The following is a 23698-nucleotide window of genomic DNA, read 5'->3' as shown; positions in this document are numbered from 1 at the left end:
CTTTCCTGAACTACGCCGTCGCCAGATGCGGGCGGTTCGCCAAGAGATGATCGACAACCGACGGATCGGCAAGCGTTGACGTATCGCCCAGATTGCTCACGTCATTCTCACCGATCTTGCGCAGGATGCGGCGCATGATCTTGCCCGACCGGGTCTTGGGCAGGCCCGGCGCGAACTGGATCACATCAGGCGTGGCGATCGGGCCGATTTCGTGGCGGACCCACTGCACCAGCTCACGCCGCAGCGCCTCGTCCGGTTCGACATTGGCGTTGGTGGTGACAAAGGCATAGATGCCCTGCCCCTTGATGTCGTGCGGCATACCGACCACGGCGGCCTCGGCCACTTTGGCATGGGCGACCAGCGCGCTTTCGATTTCCGCCGTGCCCATCCGGTGCCCGGACACGTTGATCACATCGTCGATCCGCCCCGTGATCCAGTAATAGCCGTCCGCATCCCGGCGGCATCCGTCGCCGGTGAAATAGGTGCCGGGGAAGGTGCTGAAATAGGTCTGGAAGAACCGTTCGTGATCGCCCCACACGGTGCGCATCTGCCCCGGCCAGCTGTCGGTGATGACCAGGCAGCCATCGCCCGCGCCGTCGATCACCGCCCCTTCGTTATCGACCAATGCGGGCTGAACGCCGAAGAACGGCCTGGTCGCACTGCCCGGTTTCAGCGCGGTCGCGCCGGGGAGCGGCGAGATCATTACGCCGCCGGTTTCGGTCTGCCACCAGGTGTCGACAATCGGGCATCGCCCCTCGCCCACCACCTTGTGATACCATTCCCACGCTTCGGGATTGATCGGCTCACCCACGCTGCCCAGCAGGCGGAGCGTTTTGCGGCTGGTGCGCCTCACCCAGTCATCGCCCTCGCGCATCAGGGCGCGCAGCGCGGTCGGCGCGCCATAGAAGATTTCGACGCCGAATTTGTCGACCACCTGCCAGAACCGGCTGGCATCGGGATAGTTCGGCACGCCTTCGAACATCACCGTCGTCGCGCCGTTCATCAGCGGACCATAGACGACATAGCTGTGGCCCGTGACCCAGCCGATATCCGCCGCGCACCAGTAGATCTGCCCCGGCCGGTAATCGAACACGTACTGATGCGTGATCGACGCCCAGACGCTGTAGCCGCCGGTGGTGTGCAGCACGCCCTTGGGCTTGCCGGTGGAGCCGGAGGTGTAAAGGATGAACAGCGGATCTTCCGCCCCCATCTCCTCAGGCGGGCAAACCGCAGACTGGGCAGATGTGGCCACTGCCCAGTCCACGTCGCGACCCTGCACCATTGGCACTTCTGCTCCGGTGCGCTGGAGAACGATAACGGTCTCGACCGCCGGGCAGTGGCCCAGCGCTTCATCGACATTGGCCTTCAGTGGGACTTTCTTGCCGCCGCGCAGACCTTCGTCGGCGGTCAGCACGATAGTGCTGTCGCAATCGATGATCCGGCCCGCCAGCGCTTCGGGGCTGAAGCCCGCGAACACGATCGAATGGATCGCGCCGATCCGGGCGCAGGCCAGCATCGCGACGGCGGCTTCGGGCACCATCGGCAGATAGATCGTCACCCGGTCACCCTTTTGCACGCCGCGGCTTTTCAGCACGTTGGCAAAGCGGCAGACATCGGCGTGGAGTTCACGGTAAGTGATCCGGCGTTCGGCGTCGGCTGGATCATCCGGCTCCCACAGGATCGCGACCTGATCGCCGCGCGTGTCCAGATGGCGGTCAAGCGCGTTGGCGGACAGGTTCAGCGTGCCGTCGGCAAACCATTCGATCCCGAAATCGGCTTCGTGAAAGCTGGTCTGCTTCACGGTGGTGAACGGCTTGATCCAGTCAATCCGCTGCGCCGCATCGCGCCAGAACCCGTCGGGGTCAGCCACCGATACGCGGTGCATCGCGTGATACGCGGCTTCGTCAACCAGGGCGTCCTGCGCCCAGTTCGCGGGGACGGGATAGACGGCTTCGGCCATGATCCAGATGCTCCTCTCAAGCGGCGGCATTCGCCTTTTGCGGCGCAGCCTACTCCGCCGCGATGGAGCGCGACATTAGACCATGGTCGTAGACGTGCGACCTATGTCGGGATGGTATCCCACCCCCTGAACACCGGATGGTGGCGTGACCTCGAGGACTGACATCGGGGGACATGGAGTGGGACAATGCAACGAGGGACAAAGGCTCTCATAGCCGCCCTGCTGGCCGGATCCGCGCTGATCGCGCCGCAGCTCGCCAGCGCCCAGACCGCCCGGGAAGCGGAACTGGAAGCGCGGCTGGCCAAGCTTGAACAGGAAATGCAGACGCTCAAGGCCGATCTCGGCACGGCGCGCAGTGAACAGGCAGCCACCGCCGCACAGGCGCAAACAGCCGTGACAACCAGCACCGCCGCCGCCAGCAAAGTCGCCGCGCTGGAAACGAAACCTCAGCCGGACGGCTTCCGCGCCGGATCGACCACGATCAAGGTCGGCGGCTATATCAAGCTGCTAGCCGCCAGCACGTCCTACAGCGAGGGCGAGGTTGCAACGAACTCGCTGGGCCGCGATTTCTATTTGCCGCAGGCGGTCCCCACCGGCACCGGTCCGGCCAGCACGGTGACCGATTTCACCGCCAAGCAATCCCGCTTCTGGGTGAACTTCGCCACCGACATTTCCGGCCACACGCTGAAAGGCTATGTTGAGGCGGACTTCCAGACCGCGCCCGGCACCCAAGGGTCGCAGCGCACCACCAACGGGTACAACCCGGCACTGCGCCGCGCATTCATCCAGTTCGACAAGTGGACTTTCGGGCAGGACTGGTCGACCTTCCAGTATACCGGCGCGCTGCCTGAGACGACCGACTATGTCGGCGGGGCGGAAGGCACAGTGTTCGTCCGTCAGCCGCTGATCCGTTACTCCGCGCCGCTGGGCAACGGCATGACGCTGCACCTGTCGGCCGAGAACGACGAATCCGGCACCGCCAATCTGGGCGCGCCCGCCTTGATCGAGAACGGCGATGACCGCCTGCCCGATTTTGCCGCGCGGCTGGCCTGGGCTGGCAAGGCGGGCGAAATGTCGCTGGCGGCGCTCGGCCGTCAGGTGCGCGTCCAGAATGCGGGCGTCACGGCCAGCGCCGGCGGCTATGGCATCAGCGCGGCGGGCAAGCTGTTTCTGAACGAGGCCAGGACCGGCGATCTGCGGTTCATGGCGACGTATGGCCAGAACATCGGTCGCTATGTCGGGCTGAACTTCGCGCCCGACGCGGTCTATGTGCCGGCCACCAACCGGCTGGAAGATGTGCGCGTGTTCGCCGCGATTGCCGCGCTGCGCGTGCCGCTGGCACCGGGCGTGCGGGCCAACCTGATGGGCAGTTACCAGTCGGTCGATTACGCCGACGCGCTGCCGCTGGCCAGTCTGGCCAGTTTCAACCAGCGCGCCTGGAGCGCGGCGGCCAACCTGTTCTGGTCGCCGGTCAAGAATATCGACCTCGGCATCGAGTACCGCCATGGTGAGCGCAAGCTCGTCAGCGGGGCAGACGGGGCCGTGAACCGCATCGAATTCGCCGCGAAATACGGCTTCTGACGAGATAACAAGGGAGAGTGCAATGGCTACGTCCACCGATGACACAATGCCCAAGCATCACGAGGCGACCCAGAGTGAAAAACTGGTCATCACCGCCTCGTCGCTGGGAACAGTGTTCGAATGGTATGATTTCTACCTCTACGGCCTGCTGGCGACGATCATTTCCGCACAGTTCTTTTCGGGCGTGAACGAAACGACCGGGTTCATCTTCGCGCTGGCAGCCTTCGCGGCCGGGTTCGCGGTGCGCCCGTTCGGCGCGCTGGTGTTCGGGCGGATCGGCGACATGGTCGGCCGCAAGAACACGTTCCTCGTCACCATGGGGCTGATGGGCCTGTCCACGTTCATGGTCGGCATCCTGCCGTCCTATGCCTCGATCGGGGTTGCAGCGCCGATCATGCTGCTGATCATGCGGCTGGTTCAGGGTCTGGCGCTGGGCGGTGAATATGGCGGCGCGGCGACTTACGTGGCTGAACACGCCCCCAACCACAAGCGCGGGCTGTACACCAGCTTCATCCAGACCACGGCCACGCTGGGGCTGTTCGCGGCGCTGCTGGTCGTGATCGGCACCCGCACCCTGATCGGTGAGGAAGCGTTCAAGGACTGGGGCTGGCGCGTGCCGTTCCTGGTTTCGATCCTGCTGCTGGCGGTGTCGATGTGGATCCGGATGCAGCTGGCCGAAAGCCCGGTGTTCCAGAAGATGAAGGATGAAGGCACGACCTCCAAGGCGCCGCTGACCGAAGCGTTCGGCCAGTGGAAGAACGCCAAGTGGGTTTTGATCGCGCTGGTCGGCGCGGTCGCGGGGCAAGCCGTGGTCTGGTATACTGGCCAGTTCTACGCGATGTTCTTCCTCGAAAAGATGCTGCTGGTCGATGGTGCGACCACCAACATCCTGATCGCCATCGCGCTGGCCATCGGCACGCCGTTCTTCATCTTCTTCGGCTGGCTGTCGGACAAGATCGGACGCAAGCCGATCATCATGGTGGGCTGCGCACTGGCCGTGCTGACCTATTTTCCGGCGTTCAAGGCGCTGAGCGAAGCCGCCAACCCGGCCCTCGCCCACGCCCAGGCCAATGCGCCGGTCACCGTCATCACCAACGATGACGATTGCTCGCTGCAGTTCGATCCGGTCGGCAGGAACAAGTTCGACGCGAAAAGCTGCGACATCGCCAAGGCATTCCTGGCCAAGAGCTCGGTCAGCTACTCCTCGGTCGAAGCGGCGGCTGGCACGGTTGCGCAAGTCACCGTGGGCGGCGAAACCTTCACCGCGCCCGATCCGGCCAAGGTCACCGGCGATGACCGCAAGGCCGCGATCACCGCATTCCAGGGTGACGTAAAGGCTGCGCTGACGAAGGCTGGTTATCCGTCAAAGGCCGAACCGGATCAGATCAACAAGCCGCTGACGGTGGCGATCCTGACTTACCTCGTGCTGCTGGTGACGATGGTTTACGGGCCGATTGCGGCGCTGCTGGTGGAACTGTTCCCCAGCCGGATCCGCTATACCTCGATGTCGCTGCCCTATCACATCGGCAACGGCTGGTTCGGCGGGTTCCTGCCGACCACCGCCTTCGCGATGGTCGCGGCCACCGGCGATATCTACTACGGCCTGTGGTATCCCATCGTGGTCGCCGGACTGACGCTGGTCGCGGGCCTGCTGTTCCTGCCTGAAACCTTCAAGCGAAACATCGACGACTAAGGGCAATACCCCAGGAACTGCGCCGCGTCTTGAGCATGATCAAGGCGCGGCGTAGCCTGTTTGCCTAACCTGATTTCAATTCCAACCAAACGGTCCTGCCATCATGAGCGAAGCCTACGAAAGCGCACGGCGCGCCAGCATCGAAAACCCCTCAGCCTTCTGGGGCGAAGCGGCTACCGCGATTGACTGGTTCACCCCGCCCGCCGCCACATGGGACGACGCTGAAGGGTGGTTCCCCGGCGGGACGCTCAACACCGCCTACAACTGCATTGACCGCCATATTGCCGCCGGGCGCGGCGATGCTCTGGCACTGGTCTATGACAGCCCGGTCACCGATGTGGTGCAGCAGTTCACCTATGCGCAGATGTATGACGAAGTGGGCCGGGTCGCCGCGATGCTGGCGCGGCTTGGAGTGGCCAAGGGCGACCGTGTCATCATCTACATGCCGATGATCCCGCAGACCGTATTTGCCATGCTGGCCTGCGCGCGGCTGGGGGCGGTGCATTCGGTCGTGTTCGGCGGGTTCGCCCCGCTGGAACTGGCCAAGCGCATCGACGATGCGCAGCCCAAGGTGCTCCTCACCGCCAGCTGCGGGATCGAAGCCGCGCGGACGATTGCCTATAAACCGATGGTCGATGAGGCGCTGGACCTGGCCCGGTACGCCGTCCGCGATGTGGTGGTGTACCAGCGTGATCGCCTGCTGGCCGAGCTTGGCGATACGCGCGACCATGACTGGGAGATGCTGCGCGCCGCAACCGCCGCCGATCCGGTGCCGGATTGCGCCGAAGTGGCCGCGGCCGATCCGCTCTACATTCTCTACACCTCCGGCACGACCGGAACCCCCAAGGGCGTGGTCCGCGACAACGGCGGCCATGCGGTCGCGCTCGCGTGGTCGATGGCCAACATCTATGGCATCGGCGCGGGCGATCCGTTCTGGGCCGCGTCGGACGTGGGCTGGGTCGTGGGCCACAGCTATATCGTCTATGCCCCGCTGCTGGTCGGCGCGGCCACGGTGCTGTTTGAGGGCAAGCCCGTTGGCACGCCCGATCCCGGCACGTTCTGGCGGGTAATGACCCGCCACCGCGTCAAAAGCTTCTTCACCGCCCCGACGGCAATCCGCGCGGTGCGGAAAGAAGACCCGGACGCGGCGTTCCTGAAGGACATCGGCACGGGTGACTGCCGCGTGATCTTTCTGGCCGGCGAACGCGCCGACCCGGACACCATCGCCTGGCTGGAGGAAAAGTCCGGCCTGCCGGTGATCGACCACTGGTGGCAGACCGAACTCGGCTGGCCCGCCATCGCCAGCTGCTTTGCGCTGGGCGACCTCAGGCGGCGGCGCGGCTCGGCCGGGTTTCCGGTGCCGGGGTTCGAATTCGCCATTCTGGGCGAGGATGGGCAGCCGGTGCCGGATGGGCAGAGCGGATCGGTCACGATCAAGGCTCCGCTCGCGCCCGGCGCATTCAGAACGCTGTGGAACAACCAGGCCGGGTTCGAGAAGAACTTCGCCGCCTTCCCCGGCTATTACGAAACCGGCGATGCGGGCCATTTCGATACCGACGGGTTCCTCAACATCATGGGCCGTACCGATGATATCATCAACGTTGCGGGCCACCGCCTGTCGACCGGACAGATGGAACAGATCGTCGCCGCGCAGGACGGCGTGGCCGAATGCGCGGTGATCGGCGCGGACGATCCGATCAAGGCGATGGTCCCGGTGGCCTTCGTGGTCGCCCGCGCCGGGGCGGGCAGCGCGGACGAAATGTCCGCGCGCGTGATTGCTGCCGTGCGCCATGAACTGGGCGCGGTCGCCGCGCTGAAAACCGCCTATATTGTGCCGCAACTGCCCAAGACGCGGTCCGGCAAAATCCTGCGCAACCTGCTGCGCACGATCGTGAATGGCGGGGACTACGTCACCCCGCCCACAATCGAAGATCCGGCAGTGCCAGCCTTGATCGAAGCTGCGGTGCGGCCCTAGGCCGCAGCAGGCTCCGCAATTCACCACCGGCCGGAATGCACAGTTTCGGCCAAGGAGGCGCGTGAACACCCATGCCGGGAACCGGCTGTGCAGGCAATAAGCCGCAGAACTCGGCGATTCACGGTCATCTGCGTGCATTGAACGCCGGACCAGATTGCGCCACGATGAGGCGTTTGCGCATTTACAATTCACCCCTATTACGCAATTCGCCGCCCTTGGCCCGCCCATGGGCAAGAATATGGGTGATAAGGGAGTGAACATGACGATTTCCGGTAACACGCGCATTGCCACACGGTTCCTGCTAGGGGCCAGCCTGATCGCAGTCGCCAGCCCGGCGCTGGCACAGGACAGCGAAGGCGAAGACGGCGGACTGGGCGAAATCGTCGTCACCGCGCAAAAGCGCGAGCAGAACCTTCAGGATGTGCCGATCGCGATCAGCGCGCTGAGCGCCGAAAAAGTCGAGCAGCTGGGCATCCGCGATGCGCGCGATCTCAGCGGCCTGGCCCCCAACGTCACCATCGTGCAGGGCACCACCAGCAGCGGCGCCGCCGTGATCTCGATCCGCGGCATTCCCACCCCGGCGAGCGAAACCTTCGGCCTCGACACCGCCAATGGCCTTTACGTCGATGGCATCTACATCGGCCGTTCGGGCGCCAGCGCGCTCGACGTGATGGACATCGAACGCGTCGAAGTGCTGCGTGGACCGCAGGGCACGCTGTTTGGCCGCAACACCACTGGCGGCGGCATCGCGTTCATCTCGCGCAAGCCGTCCGAAGAACTGCGCGTGAGAGCCGAAGCCGGTTATGGCAACTACGGAGCGTGGAGCGGCAAGCTCTCGGTCGATCCGGGCCGGATCATGGGCATCGACACCAGCTTTTCCTACAGCCACCGTGAACGCAACGGCGTGGTCGACAACATCCTTCAGGCCGACAAGAGCCGCGATCCGGGCGCTCGGCAGAGCGACGCGTTCCGGTTTGCCGCCCGGACCGAACTGGGCGGCACCGGTTCGGTCCAGTACATCTTCGACTGGGCCAAGACCGATGCCGCGCCGATCAACTTCCAGCTGACCAACGTCGCCGACGGCACGGTCCGCGCGCCGCTGGTGGTGGGCGGCCAGCCGGTCGTCGTCACCTCGGGCGCGGCGGTCCAGCAGTATCTGGCGGGCGCGACCTTTGCGCAGGCCGAATGCCGCGCACTCGCCACCCCGACCCGCGTCTGGCAGGAAAAGGTCTGCAACGACATTTCCAGCACATCGATGGACAAGACCTGGGGCCACAACCTGCAGGTCGAAAACGATTTCGACGCGTTTCAGGTCAAGCTGACCGCCGGTTACCGGTTCTGGAACAACGACAGCAACACTGATCTCGACGGCATGGGCGCGTTCCGCGGTCCGCAGTTCACCAATGCCTCGCTGTTCAACGGCTTCCCCGCCGCCCTGCTCCAGAATCTGGGCTTCCCGGCTGGCACCTCGGCATTCCTGGCTGACGCCCCGGTCCCGACCGTGTCGCAGAACCTGTTCGACACCAACAACCAGCGTCGCCACAAGCAATTCAGCCAGGAACTGGAAATCTCGGGTGATACCGATACCCTCGACTGGGTGCTGGGCGGCTTTTATTTCTGGGAGAAGGGTTCGGAGAACAACCCGCAGAACAGCGGCTTCGTGCTGGACACGAACTCGGCGATATTCTCTGACGCGGCGTTCGTCGGCGTGCTGCGCGGCGTGGGCTTCCCCGCTGCGACGGCTGCGGCCTTTGCCCCGGTGCTGGCCCCCAGTTTCCGTGCGACCAACCCGGCGCGTTACCGGATGGTCCAGACGCTGGCCCGCCTGCGCTATCAGGCGACTGCTGAAAGCACCGCCGTTTACGGTCAGGCCACGCTTTATCCGGGCGGGCGCGACAGCGGGTTGCGGCTGACGGCGGGCGGCCGCTACAGCTGGGATAACAAGTCGATGGTCCGGTTCCAGAACGGCACAGCCGCCGTTGCGGTGCCGGAACGCGGCAGCGCCAGCTTCAGCAAGTTCACCTGGAACCTGATGCTGGGCTACGACATCGCGGACGGCATTTCGACTTACGCCCGCGCCGCCACCGGCTACCGTTCGGGCGGGTTCAACGCACAGGATCCGATCAACACCGCCACCAACCAGCTGGACGCGTTCAAGCCGGAAAGCGTTACTTCTTATGAAGTCGGCGTGAAGTCCGAACTGTTCGGTCGCCGCCTGCGGCTGAACGTCGCCGGGTACTATAACGAGTACAAGGATCTGGCCGTCAACATACCGCGCACCGATGCCCCGGCCGGAACGTTCGCAACCCGCGTCGGCAACGCCGGCAAGGTAACCTACACCGGCTTCGAAATCGAAGCGCAGGCCAAGCTGTCTCAGAACTTCACGCTGGAAGGCAACCTGGGTTACGTCGACATCAAGATCAAGGAACTGCTGGCTGGCCAATCGACCACGCCGGGCGCCCCGCCTGTCAACGTCGCCTCGATCTCGCACCCCGGCTACACCTCGCCGTTCACGGCCAATGCGGCGCTGAACTTCCAGTTCCCGCTGGGTAGCGGCGAGCTGCGGCTGGTGGGCCGCGCGAGCTATACCTACGAAGATGGCAAGTACAGCTTCAGCAACATCATCGGTACCCCGTTCAACGATGCGCTGAAGGGCGATTCCCGCAACATCGTCGATGCGCAGATCGGGGTTGACCGGATTGCGCTGGGCGGCGGCGAAGGGGAGATCAAGCTGTGGGTCAAGAACCTGACCAACAGCCACGACTTCGCCCGCGCGATCGATTTCGGCGCGCTGGGTTATGCGGGCGGCTACTTCGCCGATCCGCGCACTTACGGCGTGACGGTTGGCGTAAAGTTCTGACCTGACCTGATCTGGTTCAGCGGATTGCAGATCCCGGTGCCGGTTCGCTGGCACCGGGATTTCTGCGTCAGGCCTGACCGAGTCTGCTGGCCGCAAACTATCAATGAATTCTCAATTTCATCAATTTTTGCGTTTTCTAAATCATTATTTTTTACGCAATCATCAAATTGATTGATCCCTGTCAAATACTGCCAACCCCTTCCCGACCTAGCCTCTGGCCATAAACCGCTGCCGGAGGATGGTCATGGAAATCGCAAGCCTCAGCTATGTCGTGGTCAGCTCCACCGCGCCCGATGCATGGCGTGCCTTTGGGCAGGACATGTTGGGAATGAGCGCGCACGACGTTCCCGGCGGGCTGGCCTTGCGGATGGACGAACGCGCAGGCCGGGTGTTCATCGCGCCGGGCGTGACCGACGGCTATTTCGCCTCCGGCTGGGAACTTCGCTGCGCCGCGGAGTTTGAGGCCGCGAAGGAAACACTGACCCGGCACGGCGTAACCTTCCACCCCGCCACCCCGGCTGAACGCGCGCTGCGCCATGTCTTCGACATGGTGTGGTTCAACGACCCATCGGGCAACCGGCACGAGCTGGCCTATGGCTATGTCACCGATTTCGCCCGGTTCGTCTCGCCGCAGGGCGTGGAATTCGTCACTGGCGATCTGGGCCTTGGCCATATGGTCCTGCCCGCGCCGCAGATCGATGCGACGCGCGATTTCCTGATGGATGTGCTGGGCTTTGGCCTGTCGGACATTCTGGTCCACCGCCCGCTGCCGGACATGGCCCAGCGGATCGATTTCATGCACTGCGGCAACGGCCGCCATCACAGCCTGGCGCTGTTCGAAGGCGAAGTGCCGTCGGGCTGCGTCCACCTCATGTTCGAAGTGGCGAACATGGACGAAGTGGGCCGCGCCTATGACCGGATGCTGAAATCCGGCGCGCGGCTGATGGCCACGCTGGGCAAGCACACCAACGATCACATGACCAGTTTCTACCTGATGTCCCCCGGCGGCTTCGCGATTGAGTACGGCTGCGGCGGACGGACGATCGACTGGGATCACCACACCGTGTTCGAAAGCACCTCGGTCAGCCTGTGGGGCCACGATTTCAGCGTCGGCTTCGGCGCGGACGAGCAGGCCCAGCTGGCCGACGCGGCCTGACCATCATTCATATCGGGAGACAAGCGATGCCCCAGACCAACCCCGCCCCCACCGACCTGACCGCCCAGCTGATCGACCGCGCCCGCGCCATGATCCCCGCCCTGCGCGCCCGCGCCACGATTTGCGAGACCGAGTGCAAAGTCCACGCCGACACGATTCAGGACTTTCAGGACGCCGGGTTCTTCAAGATCCTCCAGCCCAAGCGCTATGGCGGGTATGAGCTGGACCCGCAGACATTCTATGCCGTGCAGATGGCCGTGGCCGAAGGCTGCATGTCCTCCGCCTGGGTGCTGGGTGTGGTCGCGGTGCACAACTGGCAGCTCGCGCTGTTCGATGCCCGCGCGCAGGAAGACGTCTGGGGTGCTGATCCGGCCACGCTGATCGCATCAAGCTATATGCCGCGCGCGCAAGTGACGCCGGTAGAGGGCGGCTATCGCGTGTCGGGTCGGTGGGGTTACTCATCGGGCGTCGATCACTGCGAATGGGCGTTTCTGGGCGGGCTGGTGCCCGATCCCGAAGGCGGCGCGCCCGATTATCGCACCTTCCTGATCCCGCGCAGCGACTTTGAAATCGACTATGTCTGGAACACGCTGGGCCTGCGCGGCACCGGCAGTCAGGACGTGGTGGTGAAGGACGCGTTCGTGCCTGCCTATCGCTCGCACCGCTCAAAAGACGGGTTCGCCGCCACCAGCCCCGGCCTCAAAGTCAACGACGCGCCGCTCTACAAGCTGCCGTTCGGCCAGATCTTCGTGCGGGCGGTGTCGTCCTCGTCGATCGGGGCGCTGCAAGGCGCGCTCAATGACTTTGCGGGCTATGCCGGCAACCGCGTCAGCAACAACGATTTCGCTAAGCTGGCCGACGATCCCGACGTCACGATCATCCTGTCAGACACCGCCTGCGCGATCGACGAGATGAAGACCACGCTGAACCGCAATTTCGATGCGCTGATGGCGGCCGCGCAGGCGGGTGCCGAGTTGAACCTCGAAGACCGGCTGCTCTATCGCCACCAGTCGGCGCAAGTCGTTGATCGCTGCGCGCAGCTGATCACGCGGATGTTCTATGCCAGCGGGGCGGACGGCATCTACCTTGACCGGCCGCTGGGGCGCACGTTCGTCGATATCCACTGCGGCCGCACCCACGTCGCCAACAGCTTTGCCAAGACCGGCCGCAACATGGGCGCGGTCATGCTCGGCAAGCCCAACGCCGATACCTTCATCTGACGCCAACGGGGAGAGAGACGATGGCTACCACAGCAGAATACGGGCTTGGCCCGCACACCTTCCCGCGCGGCTGGTTCATGATCGCGGCGTCCGACGACATCGCCGACAAGCCGGTACCGCTGCACTTCTTCGGGCGCGAATTCGTGGCCTATCGCGGCGAAAGCGGCCGGGTCTATCTGGTCGATGCCTATTGCCCGCACATGCGCATCCACATTGGCCGCAACACCACCAGCTACATCGTGAAGGACGGTGAGCAGATCCAGGGCGAATCCATCCGCTGCCCCGGCCACGGCTGGCGGTTTGGCCCGGATGGCATGGCCGACGACATCCCCTATTCCACCCACGGCATCCCCAAGGCCGCGTGCATCAAGACCTTCCCGGTTGAGGAACGCGCAGGCTGCATCTGGATGTGGCACGACGTCGAAGGCGGCGCGCCCGATTTCGATCTGCCCGCCTTTGCCGAATGGGACATGGAGGAACATGGCTGGGTCCGCTGGCGGCTCGATCACCTTGGCACCCTGCCGATCCACCCGCAGGAAATCCTCGACAACATGGCAGACGTTGCCCACTTCATCCCGGTTCACGGCAGCAAGGATATCGTCTGGTTCGAGAACGAGTTTCGGGATCACCTGATCTTCCAGCGGTTCGGCGCCGGGCACCGCACGCTGGTGTCAGACAGTGAGCACGACCTGCTGGTCACCGATACCTCTTACACCGGCCCCGGCATCCTGCTGTCGCGGATGGAAGGGCAGCACCCGTCTATCATCATGATCTGCAACACGCCGGTCGAGGACGGCGAAGTGCGGGTCTGGTATGCGCTGATGGTCAAAGTTTCCGATGCCCGCGCCGATGAGGCGGGCGTATCGATGGCCCGGTCCTATCAGGACGTTGCGCTTGATGCCTTCGCGCAGGATTTCGAAGTGTGGCAGCACAAGGAAGCCGCAATCAACATCATGCAGATCCCCGACGATGGCCCGTTCCACAAGGAACGCATCTGGTATCGCCAGTTCTACAACCCCCGCGACAAGGCAGCGGATTTCCACGGGCGCGTGAACGGCGTCCACACCTCCATCGACAAGCGGCCTGGCGCCAAGTCCAGGGCTGCGTGAGCAGGAGCACCAGCCATGACCAATCCCCATCCCGCCAATGACGCCCGCACCCCGCCTGTTGCCGTCTGGCAACTGCTTGAAAAGCTGCGCGGGCAAGACCTGACCGACTGGCGCGTTGCGCCGCTGGACGGCCGTCCATCCCCCGCCGAGCGCGGGATGGACATCGGCTTTCCGTTCGGCTGGTATGCGGTCGAACAGACCGACTTTGTCACCGCCGGACAGGTCAAGCCGCTGCGCTATTTCGGCAAGGATTTGGCGATCTGGCGCGGCGAAGACGGCGCGGTCCGCGTCACCGATGCCTGGTGCAAGCACCTTGGCGCGCACATGGGCCACGGCGGCAGGGTCCACGGCAACCTGCTGGAATGCCCGTTCCACGCCTGGCGCTATGACGGCGATGACGGCACGGTCAAGGACATCCCCTATGCCAAGGCGATCCCCCCGCAAGTCAAGCGCAAGTGCCTGCGGACCTGGCCGGTGAGCGAGGCGAACGGCTGGCTCTGGGTGTGGTATCACCCCGATCAGAACGTCGCGCCGATGTGGGAGGTCGTCGTTCACGACGAAGTCGGCGATCCGGAATGGTCGCCGTTCGACACCGTCGAATGGACGGTTCACGGATCGATCCAGAACATGGCCGAAAACGGCGTCGACGTAGCGCACTTCAAGTACATCCACGGCACGGCAGACGTTCCGCAGGCCGAACTGCGCTGGGGCGACTGGGGCCGCGGCGCGGACGTCAAGGCGCAGATGGGCACGCCGACCGGGATCGTCGATGGCCTGATCAGCTATGATACGATGGGTCCGGGGCAAAGCTGGGTGCGCTTCCGCGGGATTTCCGAAACGCTGCTGGTCGCCAGTCTGGTGCCGGTCGAGGAAGACGTCCTGCGGGTGCGTTATTGCTTCACCCAGCCCAAGGCGCAGGCCGAAGGCCCCGGTGCGGGTCTTGCCAAGGCCCTGATCCGCGACATCTGCAAGCAGCTGGATCAGGACAAGGTGATCTGGGACCGGATGCGGTATGAACCGAACCCGATCATCTGCGACGGCGACGGCCCGATCCCGCAGTTCCGCCAGTGGTACAGCCGTTATTACGCCAAGCCGGAAGGCGACACGAACCTGCGCGCAGTGGGCTGATCTCTTCACAGTCCGCCGACGCCGCAACGGCCCCCGGTCTGATGATCGGGGGCCGTTCTGCGGTGTGGCTGCTTGGGAAAAATCAACCGTCATGCTGACCTTGTTTCAGCATCCATCGCGCGGCACGCACCAACTGCGCAGGACGAGAAATGGACCCTGAACCAAGTTCAGGGTGACGAATTCTGCGAGCGGGTCGGTAGATCAGAGCGCCGGGTAATCGGTGTAGCCCCGCTCCTCACCGGTATAGAGCAAGCTGAAATCCGGCTTGGCCAGCGGTGCGCCAGCGGCGATCCGCTCCGCCAGATCGGGATTGGCGATGTAGGCACGGCCAAAGCTGACCGCCTCGGCCTGCCCCGCGTCCAGCAGTGCGCGGGCGCTGCCTGCTTTCAGATTGTTGTTGGCGATGATCGGTCCGCTGAAACTGGCCCGCACCAGCGCCAGCGTATCAAGGTCAGGCAGGCCCATGTCGACCACGTGGCAGAACGCCAGCCCCAGCGCATCCGCCGCTTTCACGAACGGACCAAACGTGACCGCCGGATCGGCCGGGTCCATCCCGTTGTAGGGATTGCCGGGCGAGATGCGAAAACCGACCCGGTCGGCGCCGATGGCACCAGCCAGTGCGCGCAGTGCCTCCAGCGGGAAACGGATGCGGTTCTCGGCGCTGCCGCCATAGGCATCGGTGCGCTGGTTGCTGGCGGGGTTGAGGAACTGGTTGATCAGGTAGCCGCTGGCGCAGTGCAGTTCCACCCCGTCCAGCCCGGCGGAGATGGCGTTGCGTGCTGCCTGGGTATATTCCTCCAGCAGCGCAGGGATTTCCTCTGCCGCGATCTCGCGCGGGGTGGCGGTCGGCACCGGCACGCCATCCGGCCCCGGAACCGGCGTCGGGCAGGCAATAGCTGACGGCGCAATTACGTCAGCGTCGAACCCGCGATTGGCCGGGACCACCACGCGCCCGCAGTGCATCAACTGCATTACGATCCGCCCGCCGCGCGTGTGGACCGCATCGGCGACGGCGCGCCAACCCTCGATCTGTTCCGCCGAATGAATACCCGGCGTGCGCCAATAACCCTTGCCCACTGGGCTGGGTTGAACCCCTTCGGTCACGATCAGTCCGGCACTGGCGCGCTGGGCATAATACTTTACCATCAGGTCGGTCGGCACATCGCCCGGTCCGGCGCGGTCGCGCGTCATCGGGGCCATGACGATGCGGTTGGCGAGATTGATGGCACCCAGCGTGACCGGTGAAAACAGGCTGTCAGACATTCGAGATTCGCTCCATCAATCGCGGATTGACCGGTGTTTGCGTTATCCTGTAAGCAAAAATCTACGCATATCAAGGAGAGGCAGAATGAATTACGGATTCGCTGGCAAAGTTGCGCTGGTAACCGGGGCCAGCGGCGGGATCGGCCGCGCCACGGCCGTGGCCTTTGCCGCATCGGGCGCTGCGGTCGTCGTATCCGATGTGAACGACGCAGGCGGTGAGGAAACCGTCGCGCTGATCACGGCGGCAGGCGGCAAGGCCGTGTACCAGCGCTGCAACGTGGCGGAATCCGGCAAAGTGAAGGCCCTCATTGCCCGCGCCGTCAGCGAATATGGCCGGCTTGATTTCGCGCACAACAACGCCGGCATCAACAACATGGGCGCCAACGAATACGACGACGACGTGTGGGACCGCGCCATTGCGATCAACCTGTCGGGCGTGATGTATTGCATGCGCGAGGAAGCCGAAGTCATGCTCAAGCAAGGCAAGGGCGCAATCGTCAACACCGCCTCGATCAACGGACTGGTCGGCAACGGCGCGCAGCCGGGCTACACCGCCACCAAGCACGGCGTGGTTGGCCTCACCCGCCACGGTGCGCTGCGCTGGGCGGCAGCGGGCATCCGCGTCAACGCGGTCTGCCCCGGCGTGATCGAAACCCCGATGACCGCGCCGCTGGTAGCCAACCCGGACATGCGCAAGATTCTGGACGGGATGACCCCGATGGGCCGAATGGGCAAGGCCGAGGAAATCGCGTCAGCGGTGCTGTGGCTGTGTTCGGATCAGGCCAGTTTCGTCACCGGCCACCCCTTGGTGATCGACGGCGGCGCGACGGCAGTGTGATCGACGGGTGCGGGCACCTCAGCCGAGGTGCCCCGCCACAAACTCAATCGCCGTCGTCAATCGACTTGTCGCGCTCGGTAATCCGCACGACACGGGCGTTGTATTTCATCGTCTTGACCGCGATCGACGTTTCCACGTGGTGGACGCCGGGGATGGCCAGGATCTGGTCAGACGTCAGCTCGATCAGCGCTTCCAGCGTATCGAACAGGCAGAACGCCAGGATATTGAAGCGCCCCATCGTGATCATCAGCGCATTGATCTGCGGGATGTCCGCAATCCGCGCGGCCACATCGCGGACATTTTCCACATTGGCCTGAATGCCGATGAACGCCATCTTCGACGTGTTGGACAGCCCGAAGCTGGTGATCGCGGTAAAGGCGATCAGCCCATCCTGTTGCAACCGCTTGATCCGGCCGCGCACCGTGCCTTCGGTCACCCCCAGATCGCCCGCGATCTTGCGGTTGGAGACGCGGGCGTCGCGCGCCAGCACTTCGATCAGCTGGCGATCAAGATCATCGAGTTGGGCGGCGATCATTGCGGGCTCCGGGCTTCAAGCGGGGCGACGTCGAACTTGTATTTCAGCACATCGACGGCGATGGCGGGCATCATTGATCGGATGCCGCGCACTTTGGAAAACTTGTCGAGCAGCAGGGTCGGCAAATCGCTGAAATCGCGCAGCACCACCAGCATATCGATATCATAGCGGCCCGTCACCAGATGGGCCGCGAACACTTCGGGAAACTCCGCCAGTTCCGCCGCCACTTCCGATGCCGGGCGGCCATCCACCTCGATCGCCAGTTCCATCAGCACGTTATAGCCATGCGCCGAAAAATCCGACACGGCGACCACGCGCAGCTTGTCGGCGTCTTCCATCCGCCGGATGCGGGTGGAAACGGTGGCCGCAGTCAGACCCAGGTTGTTGGCGATCTGCTGGTTGGTTGCGCGCCCGTTGGAGCGCAACTGCTCCACAATCGCCAGGTCGACATCATCGACCGAAAAATCATCGCTCATTTCCGCGATTAGTCCCTCATAGCTGAACGTGACAAGTGCCGCCCGCCCACGGCGCGGTCAATCGCAATTTCGTTCATTTGCCCACGACTCCTAACGCAAGTCGCGTGCTGAAACACGCAAATTGCGCCAGATAAGTGCAAGTTATCCGCCGTCACTGCGAATTACCGGCGCGGGCAGCGGCATCGGCAGGGGCATCGCCCGGTGCTATGTCAGAATTGACCCGCCGGGTGATGGAGCTGCAATCCGGCATGATCGAGCGGATCGAGGCTGCGAGTCCAACCGGATGGGCGATCCCGAAGCCGAGAAACGCTGGCGCATCGGTGTCTCGACTTCGCTCGACACGAACGGAGCGGCTGTCAGCCAATCTCTGCTCAGAGTTTTGGCCGCCGGTCCCACCACGGGGCGGCGCGTTCCAGTTGTCCGGCGAGGCGGTAAAGCGTCGCTTCATCCCCGAACCGGCCGGTGAACATCACCCCGATCGGCAAGCCGCTGGCGGACTGCGCGAGCGGGACGGACATGCTCGGCTGGCCGGTCATGTTGGCCATCTGGGTAAAGGGCGAAAACACCGCAGCCCGCTGGCCCCACTGCTGGAAATCGCAATCAGGCGTCAGGTTGATCCGCCCCAGCGGCAGCGGCGGCGCGGCCAGCGTGGGCGCGAGGATCACATCGTAGTTATGCATGAACTGCGCGACGTTGATCGCCAGCGTCTGCAAGGTGTTGTTGGCACGGGCAAAGTCCATCCCGCTGAAACTCTTGCCGACTTCGATGAAACCCAGCGAGATCGGCTCCAGCACATCCGGCCCCGGCGTGATCCCGGTCAGCTTCGCCCGGTCGGCAATATCGGCCGCGATGGATGCACCGATCAGCGCGAAGCTGGCCATGCCCACCGCGCCGACGTCCCATTGGGGCTGCGCTTCTTCCACATGGTGCCCCAAACTCTCGCACAGCTTCGCCGCCGCGAGCGTCGCCGCGCGGCATTCGGGATCGACCGGACTGCCCGACGGCGAATTGAGCATCAGCGCGATCCGCAGTTTGCCCGGATGCTTGCCAACTTGCGCCAGAAAGCCCTCCGCCGGAGCCTGCACGCCATAGCGCGATCCCGGTTCCGTCCCGTGAGTCACATCCATGATCGCGGCGTTATCGCGCACGCTCCAGCTGACGGCATGGTGCGCGGACAACCCGCCCCACCCTTCGGTCCGCAGCGGCCCCATAGGGATGCGGCCCCGGCTGGGCTTCATCCCGAACAGTCCGCAGCACGATGCCGGTATCCGGATTGAGCCGCCGCCATCGGTCGCGTGCGCCGCTGGCAGCACCCCCGCCGCAACCGCCGCCGCCGCCCCGCCGGACGATCCGCCCGCGATGTGCGCCGGGTTCCACGGGTTGCGGGTATCGCCGGTGAGCTTGTTTTCGGTCGTGCCGGTCAGGCCCAGTTCGGGCGTGGTGGTCTTGCCAAACACCACAAACCCGGCGCGCTCGATCCGCGTGACAAGTTCGGACGTCACGGTCGCCCGGTTGCCCTTGTAGAACCGGCTCCCGCCTTCACTCAGTTCCCCTGCGATGTGGGTATTGAGGTCCTTCAGCAGCCAAGGCACGCCGGTGAACGGCCCCTTGGGCAGACCGGCGGCAATCGCCTTGCGGGCATGGTCATAATGACGCTGCGCGATGAAGTTGAAACGCGGGTTCAGCGCCTCGGCCTTGGTAATCGCCGCTTCCAGCAGCTCGGTCGGCGAGACCTTGCGCTTCGCCACCAGCTGCGCCAGCCCCAGCGCATCATACTGCACCAGCACATCAGCCACCGGTTTGGCCGCAGCCGCGCCGGTCAGGCCCACTGCAGCCACGGCAGCGCCGCCTGCCACCACTTCGCGCCGGGTCACCACCGCCCCCTATTCCGCCGCTTCGGCGTAATAGCGCGCATAGAACTTGCGGAACTGCGGGATCGGTCCGTCGCCGTCGCAGATGATCGGGTTCGGCTCATACTTCTGCCGGTCCCAGACCACCTTGTCCTGATCGAACTGCTTGCAGATGTCGCGGATGATCGCCTTGGCCACCCCGGCGCGTTCGCCTTCGGCCTGCGATTTGGGCTGGGTGAAGCAGAACCGGGCGTGGACGTGGTCCAGTTCCACCGGCGTGATGCAGGCCACCAGCAGCGTTTCGGAAATGCCGGTAAAGCGCGTCCAGCTTTGCCCCGGCCCCATCGTGTCATAGCTGATGCAGCCATCAACCTCGCCCCACGGCGTGCCCATCCTGGCCCGCACATCGGCGCCCCGTCCCCAGTCGCCCCAGCGCAGTTCGCCCAGCGGCACGTTGGCGGTGCCGTGGATATAGCGGAAGTGCGCCACATCGACGCCGTTTTCGGCCATGTTCTGGATCGAACCCCAGACGTTCCATTCATAGACGTCGAAATCGGTCCAGTCGGGGTCTGAACATTCGGGCAAGTGCGCCACTTCGAACAGCGGGGCGACATCCTGCGGGTGATACCACGCCCAGATCCAGCGGTTTGCCTCGGTCACGTGCCAGGTGCGGGTGCACTTGCGCTTGACCTGCGGCGGGATCGCCTTGGCATAGGGAATGTCCTTCACAACCCCTTCGTCGCCGTCATAGCGCCAGGCATGGAACGGGCATTCCAGCAGGTTCCCATGAACCTTGCCGCCATGGCCCATATGCGCGCCCAGATGCTTGCAATAAGCGTCGAGCATCCGGACCTGCCCGTCCTCGCCCCGCCACATCGCCAGATCCTGCGAGAAATAGCGCAGCGGCTTGACCTCACCCACGGCCAGATCCTTGGACAGCGCGATAGGATACCAGCCGAACGGAATGCCGATATCGAGGTTGCGCTCCGCGATGCTGGCGCGACCTGTGACGTCGGCGAGACGCCAGTCGGTCAGGTCCTGACCGCGCAGCTTTTCAAGGATCTGCCAGACGGCGACAGGCGCGGTGCGGGCATCGGTTGCGGGGTTGGTCATCGGGTTGGCTCCGCTTTACAGCTTGAACAGCTTGGCTGCGTTGTCGCGCAGGAATTTCGGCCAGACGTCATCCTTGAACGGCACGTTTTCCATGTCGGACATGATCCGGTCGAGGCTGAGACCCATCGGGAAGTACCCGGCGTAGATGATCTTGTCCGCGCCGCGCGTGTTGGCGTAGTCGATGATCGCCTTGGGGTAGTGCTTGGGCGCGAAGGCGCTGGTCGAATAATAAAGGTTCGGCCATTTCAGCATCAGCTTCACCGCCAGTGCTTCCCACGGTTCCGCGCCGTGGCGCATCACGATCTTCAGGTCCGGGAAGAACCAGCAAACCTCGTCCAGATGCTCAACCTTCTGGGTTTCCATCGGAATGCGCGGCCCCGGAATGCCGACGTTGAGCAGGATCGGAATGTCCAGTTCGACCGCGCAGGCATAGAGCGGGAACATGTATTTATGGTTGATCGCCACTTGCGGCAGCGTGCCGCTGGGGAACACGCTGATCGCGGACAGGCCGACTTCGGCGTGGATCCGCTTGATCCGGCGCACTTCTTCCATGCCCTTGTTCGGATCGCACGGCAGATCGAAGAAGAACCGGTCGCCGTACAGTTCCTTGGCGCGGTAGGACGTCTCGTTCTCGTTCCAGCCGATCAGCGCCTTCTGGACATTGTGCTTGTCCATCTGCTCGACCGTCCACTTGATGTAGTCATCCTGCTGGCCGGTCTGCGGAATGTCCTTGAACATGTACTGCGCGGGCATCGCGAACTGCTGGAGCGTCTGCGCGTCCTTGATCAGCGGGCGGAACGGCGCGAACCATTCGGCGCGGTCCTCGGCATCCGGGATGCCCAGCATGCAGTCGATGATGCCGATGTCCTTGGGAAAGGTCATTTTATTGTACTCCGAAAAGGTGCGGCCACAGGGCGCGCAGCTTGATCTTGTCGACTTTGCCAAGGTGATTGCGCGGCAGGCTGTCGGGGCTGAAGGCGACGTGCGCCGGGGCCTTGTAGCGGGCGAGCCGTTCGCCGACCCACTGCTTGATCGCCGCTTCATCGGTGTCCTGAGCGACCGCGACCGCGACCAGCAGTTCCCCAAGACGCTCATCGGGGATGCCAAAGGCGGCACATTCGGTGATGCCGGGCACTTCGCCCATCACCCGCTCAACCTCGGCGCAATAGATGTTCTCGCCGCCGGAAATGACCATGTCCTTCACCCGGTCGACGATGAAGACATACCCTTCGGCATCGACGTAACCGACATCGCCGGTGCGCAGCCAGCCATCGGCAGTGAACGCGGCGGCGGTTTCTTCCGGGCGGTTCCAGTAACCTTGCATGACCATCGCCCCGCGCACCTGGATTTCACCACTGTCGCCAGTGCCCTGTACAGTTCCGTCAGGCGTCACGATTCGCACGTCGGCGAGTTGCAGCACCCGTCCGGCGGACGCGCGATTGCGGATGAAGTCCTCCCCCACCGCCTGCGCCACCGCGCCCGATGCTTCAGTCATGCCGTAACCAGTGCCCATCACCGCTTGCGGGCAGGCGCTCCGGATTTCATCCAGCAGGTTGACCGGCAGCGCCTGTCCGCCCGAGGCGATGTTGCGCAGCGTCGAAAGATCCGCGCCTTCCAGCCGCGCCTTGTGCAGGATATCCCACAGCATGGTCGGCACGGCGGAGAACTGGGTGATCTGTTCGGTCTGGATCAGCCGCACCGCATCATCCGCATCCCAGCGGCGCATGATCACGACCTTGGTGCCTGCGAACAACGGCGAGAGGAACGAGGAGCCCAGCCCCGAAACGTGGAACAATGGATAGACCAGCAAGGTGGCTTGCTGCGGCAGATTGGCCAGGATCGTTTCGACCGGAATGCCATGCGCGCGGGCCATGTTGTGCAGCACCATCACGCCGGTCAGCTGGGTCGCCATCAACCCGGTAATCAGGCTGCGATGGGTCAGCACCGCGCCCTTGACCCGGCCCGTCGTGCCGGAGGTAAACAGGATAGCGCAAGGGTCCAGCGGCTTCGCCAGCCCCGGATCGGGGACCAGCTCGCCCGCGCGGCGTTCAATCTCCTGACCCTCGAAGGGCTTGGTCAGATCGAGCATCCGACCGGTGTAGCCGCCTGCGCGGATCAGTTCGGCGCGCGCCGTGTCCGCCAGCACCAGCGCGGGCGTGACATCGCCGATCATTGCGACGAGTTCGTCTGGCGATCCCCGGCTGTTGAGCAGCGCAGCCACGCCGCCCGCCTTGATCGTGGCCATGAACGCCACCATCCATTCGGTCCGGTTGCGCATGCAGATCGCCACCCGGTCGCCGCGCCGGATGTGCAGCATGGGGACCAGTTGATCGCGCCAGGCAAACAGCTGCTCAAAACTCAGCCGCCGTTCCTGCCCGTCGGAGGAGAAATCGACCACGAACGTCTTGTCGCCGTGCCGCCGGGCGGATTCGATCATCAGGTTCAGATCGGGCGCGGCGTTGACGAACTGGCGCAAGCCGTCCCGCTCGGCAATCTCGAACGGGGTGCCCGGCGCGGTGACGGCGGCGAATACGGGATCGGTCTGGCTCATTGTGCTCCTGCCGTAACAGCCTTGGCCGCAACTTCCCTGGCCCGGCGATGGTCCGGCTTGCCTGCGGCCGAACGCTTGACCGCATCGGCACAGAGCAGCGCCACCCGGTCGGGCACGGTCGCCGCGACCGTCTCGAACAGGTCGGCCAGGTGATACTGGTGCGCCATTTCAGGTCCGCCCCCGTTGCTGGCGGGCACGTTGCGTTGCAGACATGCTCTCTCCCACTCGATTCGACGCGATGGTTCGCCGTTATTTCGAACCTGTCACAATATGCGGATTCCAGACAGTCAATTTTTACGCACAATTGCCTGCATGTCACCTACTTGGCCGAAAACGCATAACCCTTCGCTTCGCGGCGGTTGCAGAACAGATTATGCCATACGGCCCAGC

The 23698-nt window shown here is 64.2% G+C and carries 19 protein-coding genes; 9 read left to right on the top strand and 10 right to left on the bottom strand.

The features are described from left to right. Window positions 1-10: 10 nt before the first annotated feature. The gene (gene acs / locus Q8Q53_RS09420; protein ID WP_305701514.1) at window positions 11-1960 is read right to left on the bottom strand and encodes an acetate--CoA ligase; all 1950 of its coding nucleotides are present in this window, start codon (window positions 1958-1960) and stop codon (window positions 11-13) included. Between the two features lie 186 nt (window positions 1961-2146). Between acs and Q8Q53_RS09415 the strand changes: the two genes are divergently transcribed. The 8 genes from Q8Q53_RS09415 to Q8Q53_RS09380 all read left to right on the top strand — a co-directional run bounded on the left by Q8Q53_RS09415 (window position 2147) and on the right by Q8Q53_RS09380 (window position 14682). After that, a complete protein-coding gene (locus Q8Q53_RS09415) occupies window positions 2147-3541 on the top strand; it encodes a DcaP family trimeric outer membrane transporter (protein WP_305701513.1) in 1395 nt (464 codons plus the stop codon). 22 nt (window positions 3542-3563) lie between these two features. After that, a complete protein-coding gene (locus Q8Q53_RS09410) occupies window positions 3564-5234 on the top strand; it encodes an MFS transporter (protein WP_305701512.1) in 1671 nt (556 codons plus the stop codon). Window positions 5235-5337: 103 nt separating this feature from the next. Then, window positions 5338-7209 carry an AMP-binding protein gene (locus Q8Q53_RS09405; RefSeq protein ID WP_305701511.1) on the top strand — a complete coding sequence of 624 codons (1872 nt, stop codon included), beginning with the start codon at window positions 5338-5340 and terminating at the stop codon, window positions 7207-7209. 259 nt (window positions 7210-7468) lie between these two features. Beyond that, complete coding sequence (locus Q8Q53_RS09400) at window positions 7469-10069, top strand: TonB-dependent receptor (protein WP_305701510.1); 2601 nt, start codon at window positions 7469-7471, stop codon at window positions 10067-10069. 244 nt (window positions 10070-10313) lie between these two features. Then, the gene (locus Q8Q53_RS09395) at window positions 10314-11225 is read left to right on the top strand and encodes a VOC family protein (RefSeq protein WP_305701509.1); all 912 of its coding nucleotides are present in this window, start codon (window positions 10314-10316) and stop codon (window positions 11223-11225) included. A 26-nt stretch (window positions 11226-11251) separates the two neighbouring features. Further along, window positions 11252-12445 (top strand): flavin-dependent monooxygenase, encoded by a 1194-nt coding sequence (locus Q8Q53_RS09390; protein ID WP_305701508.1) that lies wholly within the window; start codon window positions 11252-11254, stop codon window positions 12443-12445. A 20-nt stretch (window positions 12446-12465) separates the two neighbouring features. Continuing rightward, a complete protein-coding gene (locus Q8Q53_RS09385) occupies window positions 12466-13554 on the top strand; it encodes a Rieske 2Fe-2S domain-containing protein (protein ID WP_305701507.1) in 1089 nt (362 codons plus the stop codon). Window positions 13555-13569: 15 nt separating this feature from the next. Next, window positions 13570-14682, top strand: a complete 1113-nt coding sequence (locus Q8Q53_RS09380) for an aromatic ring-hydroxylating dioxygenase subunit alpha (RefSeq protein WP_305701506.1) — start codon at window positions 13570-13572, stop codon at window positions 14680-14682. Window positions 14683-14883: 201 nt separating this feature from the next. Here the strand turns inward: Q8Q53_RS09380 and Q8Q53_RS09375 are convergent, their stop codons facing one another. Then, complete coding sequence (locus Q8Q53_RS09375) at window positions 14884-15945, bottom strand: alkene reductase (RefSeq protein ID WP_305701505.1); 1062 nt, start codon at window positions 15943-15945, stop codon at window positions 14884-14886. Window positions 15946-16030: 85 nt separating this feature from the next. Between Q8Q53_RS09375 and Q8Q53_RS09370 the strand changes: the two genes are divergently transcribed. Then, the gene (locus Q8Q53_RS09370; protein WP_305701504.1) at window positions 16031-16783 is read left to right on the top strand and encodes a glucose 1-dehydrogenase; all 753 of its coding nucleotides are present in this window, start codon (window positions 16031-16033) and stop codon (window positions 16781-16783) included. 43 nt (window positions 16784-16826) lie between these two features. On the opposite strand, the gene Q8Q53_RS09365 is transcribed toward Q8Q53_RS09370, so the two are convergent. From Q8Q53_RS09365 to Q8Q53_RS09330, 8 genes are all read right to left on the bottom strand, one after another. Beyond that, entirely contained in the window at window positions 16827-17318 is a 492-nt protein-coding gene (locus Q8Q53_RS09365; RefSeq protein ID WP_305701503.1) for an Lrp/AsnC family transcriptional regulator, read from the bottom strand. Next, entirely contained in the window at window positions 17315-17794 is a 480-nt protein-coding gene (locus tag Q8Q53_RS09360) for an Lrp/AsnC family transcriptional regulator (protein WP_305701502.1), read from the bottom strand. Before Q8Q53_RS09360 ends, Q8Q53_RS09365 begins: the two co-directional genes overlap by 4 nt. Before the next feature lie 151 nt (window positions 17795-17945). Beyond that, window positions 17946-18158 carry a hypothetical protein gene (locus tag Q8Q53_RS09355; protein WP_305701501.1) on the bottom strand — a complete coding sequence of 71 codons (213 nt, stop codon included), beginning with the start codon at window positions 18156-18158 and terminating at the stop codon, window positions 17946-17948. Between the two features lie 7 nt (window positions 18159-18165). Next, complete coding sequence (locus Q8Q53_RS09350; RefSeq protein WP_305701500.1) at window positions 18166-19668, bottom strand: amidase; 1503 nt, start codon at window positions 19666-19668, stop codon at window positions 18166-18168. 9 nt (window positions 19669-19677) lie between these two features. Next, window positions 19678-20757: a Rieske 2Fe-2S domain-containing protein gene (locus Q8Q53_RS09345; RefSeq protein ID WP_305701499.1), complete on the bottom strand. Its 1080-nt coding sequence runs from the start codon at window positions 20755-20757 to the stop codon at window positions 19678-19680. A gap of 15 nt (window positions 20758-20772) precedes the next feature. After that, the gene (locus tag Q8Q53_RS09340; protein ID WP_305701498.1) at window positions 20773-21639 is read right to left on the bottom strand and encodes an amidohydrolase family protein; all 867 of its coding nucleotides are present in this window, start codon (window positions 21637-21639) and stop codon (window positions 20773-20775) included. A gap of 1 nt (window position 21640) precedes the next feature. Further along, the gene (locus Q8Q53_RS09335) at window positions 21641-23308 is read right to left on the bottom strand and encodes a class I adenylate-forming enzyme family protein (RefSeq protein WP_305701497.1); all 1668 of its coding nucleotides are present in this window, start codon (window positions 23306-23308) and stop codon (window positions 21641-21643) included. Continuing rightward, entirely contained in the window at window positions 23305-23475 is a 171-nt protein-coding gene (locus Q8Q53_RS09330; RefSeq protein ID WP_305701496.1) for a hypothetical protein, read from the bottom strand. The genes Q8Q53_RS09335 and Q8Q53_RS09330 overlap by 4 nt, the downstream gene beginning before the upstream one ends. Window positions 23476-23698: the final 223 nt, after the last annotated feature.

Origin of the sequence: Novosphingobium sp., from assembly GCF_030699305.1 — a bacterium.
In the GTDB taxonomy this organism is placed as follows: Bacteria; Pseudomonadota; Alphaproteobacteria; order Sphingomonadales; family Sphingomonadaceae; genus Novosphingobium.
Note: the sequence above shows the minus strand (reverse complement) of the source record. Positions and strands in the feature narration are given on the sequence as shown.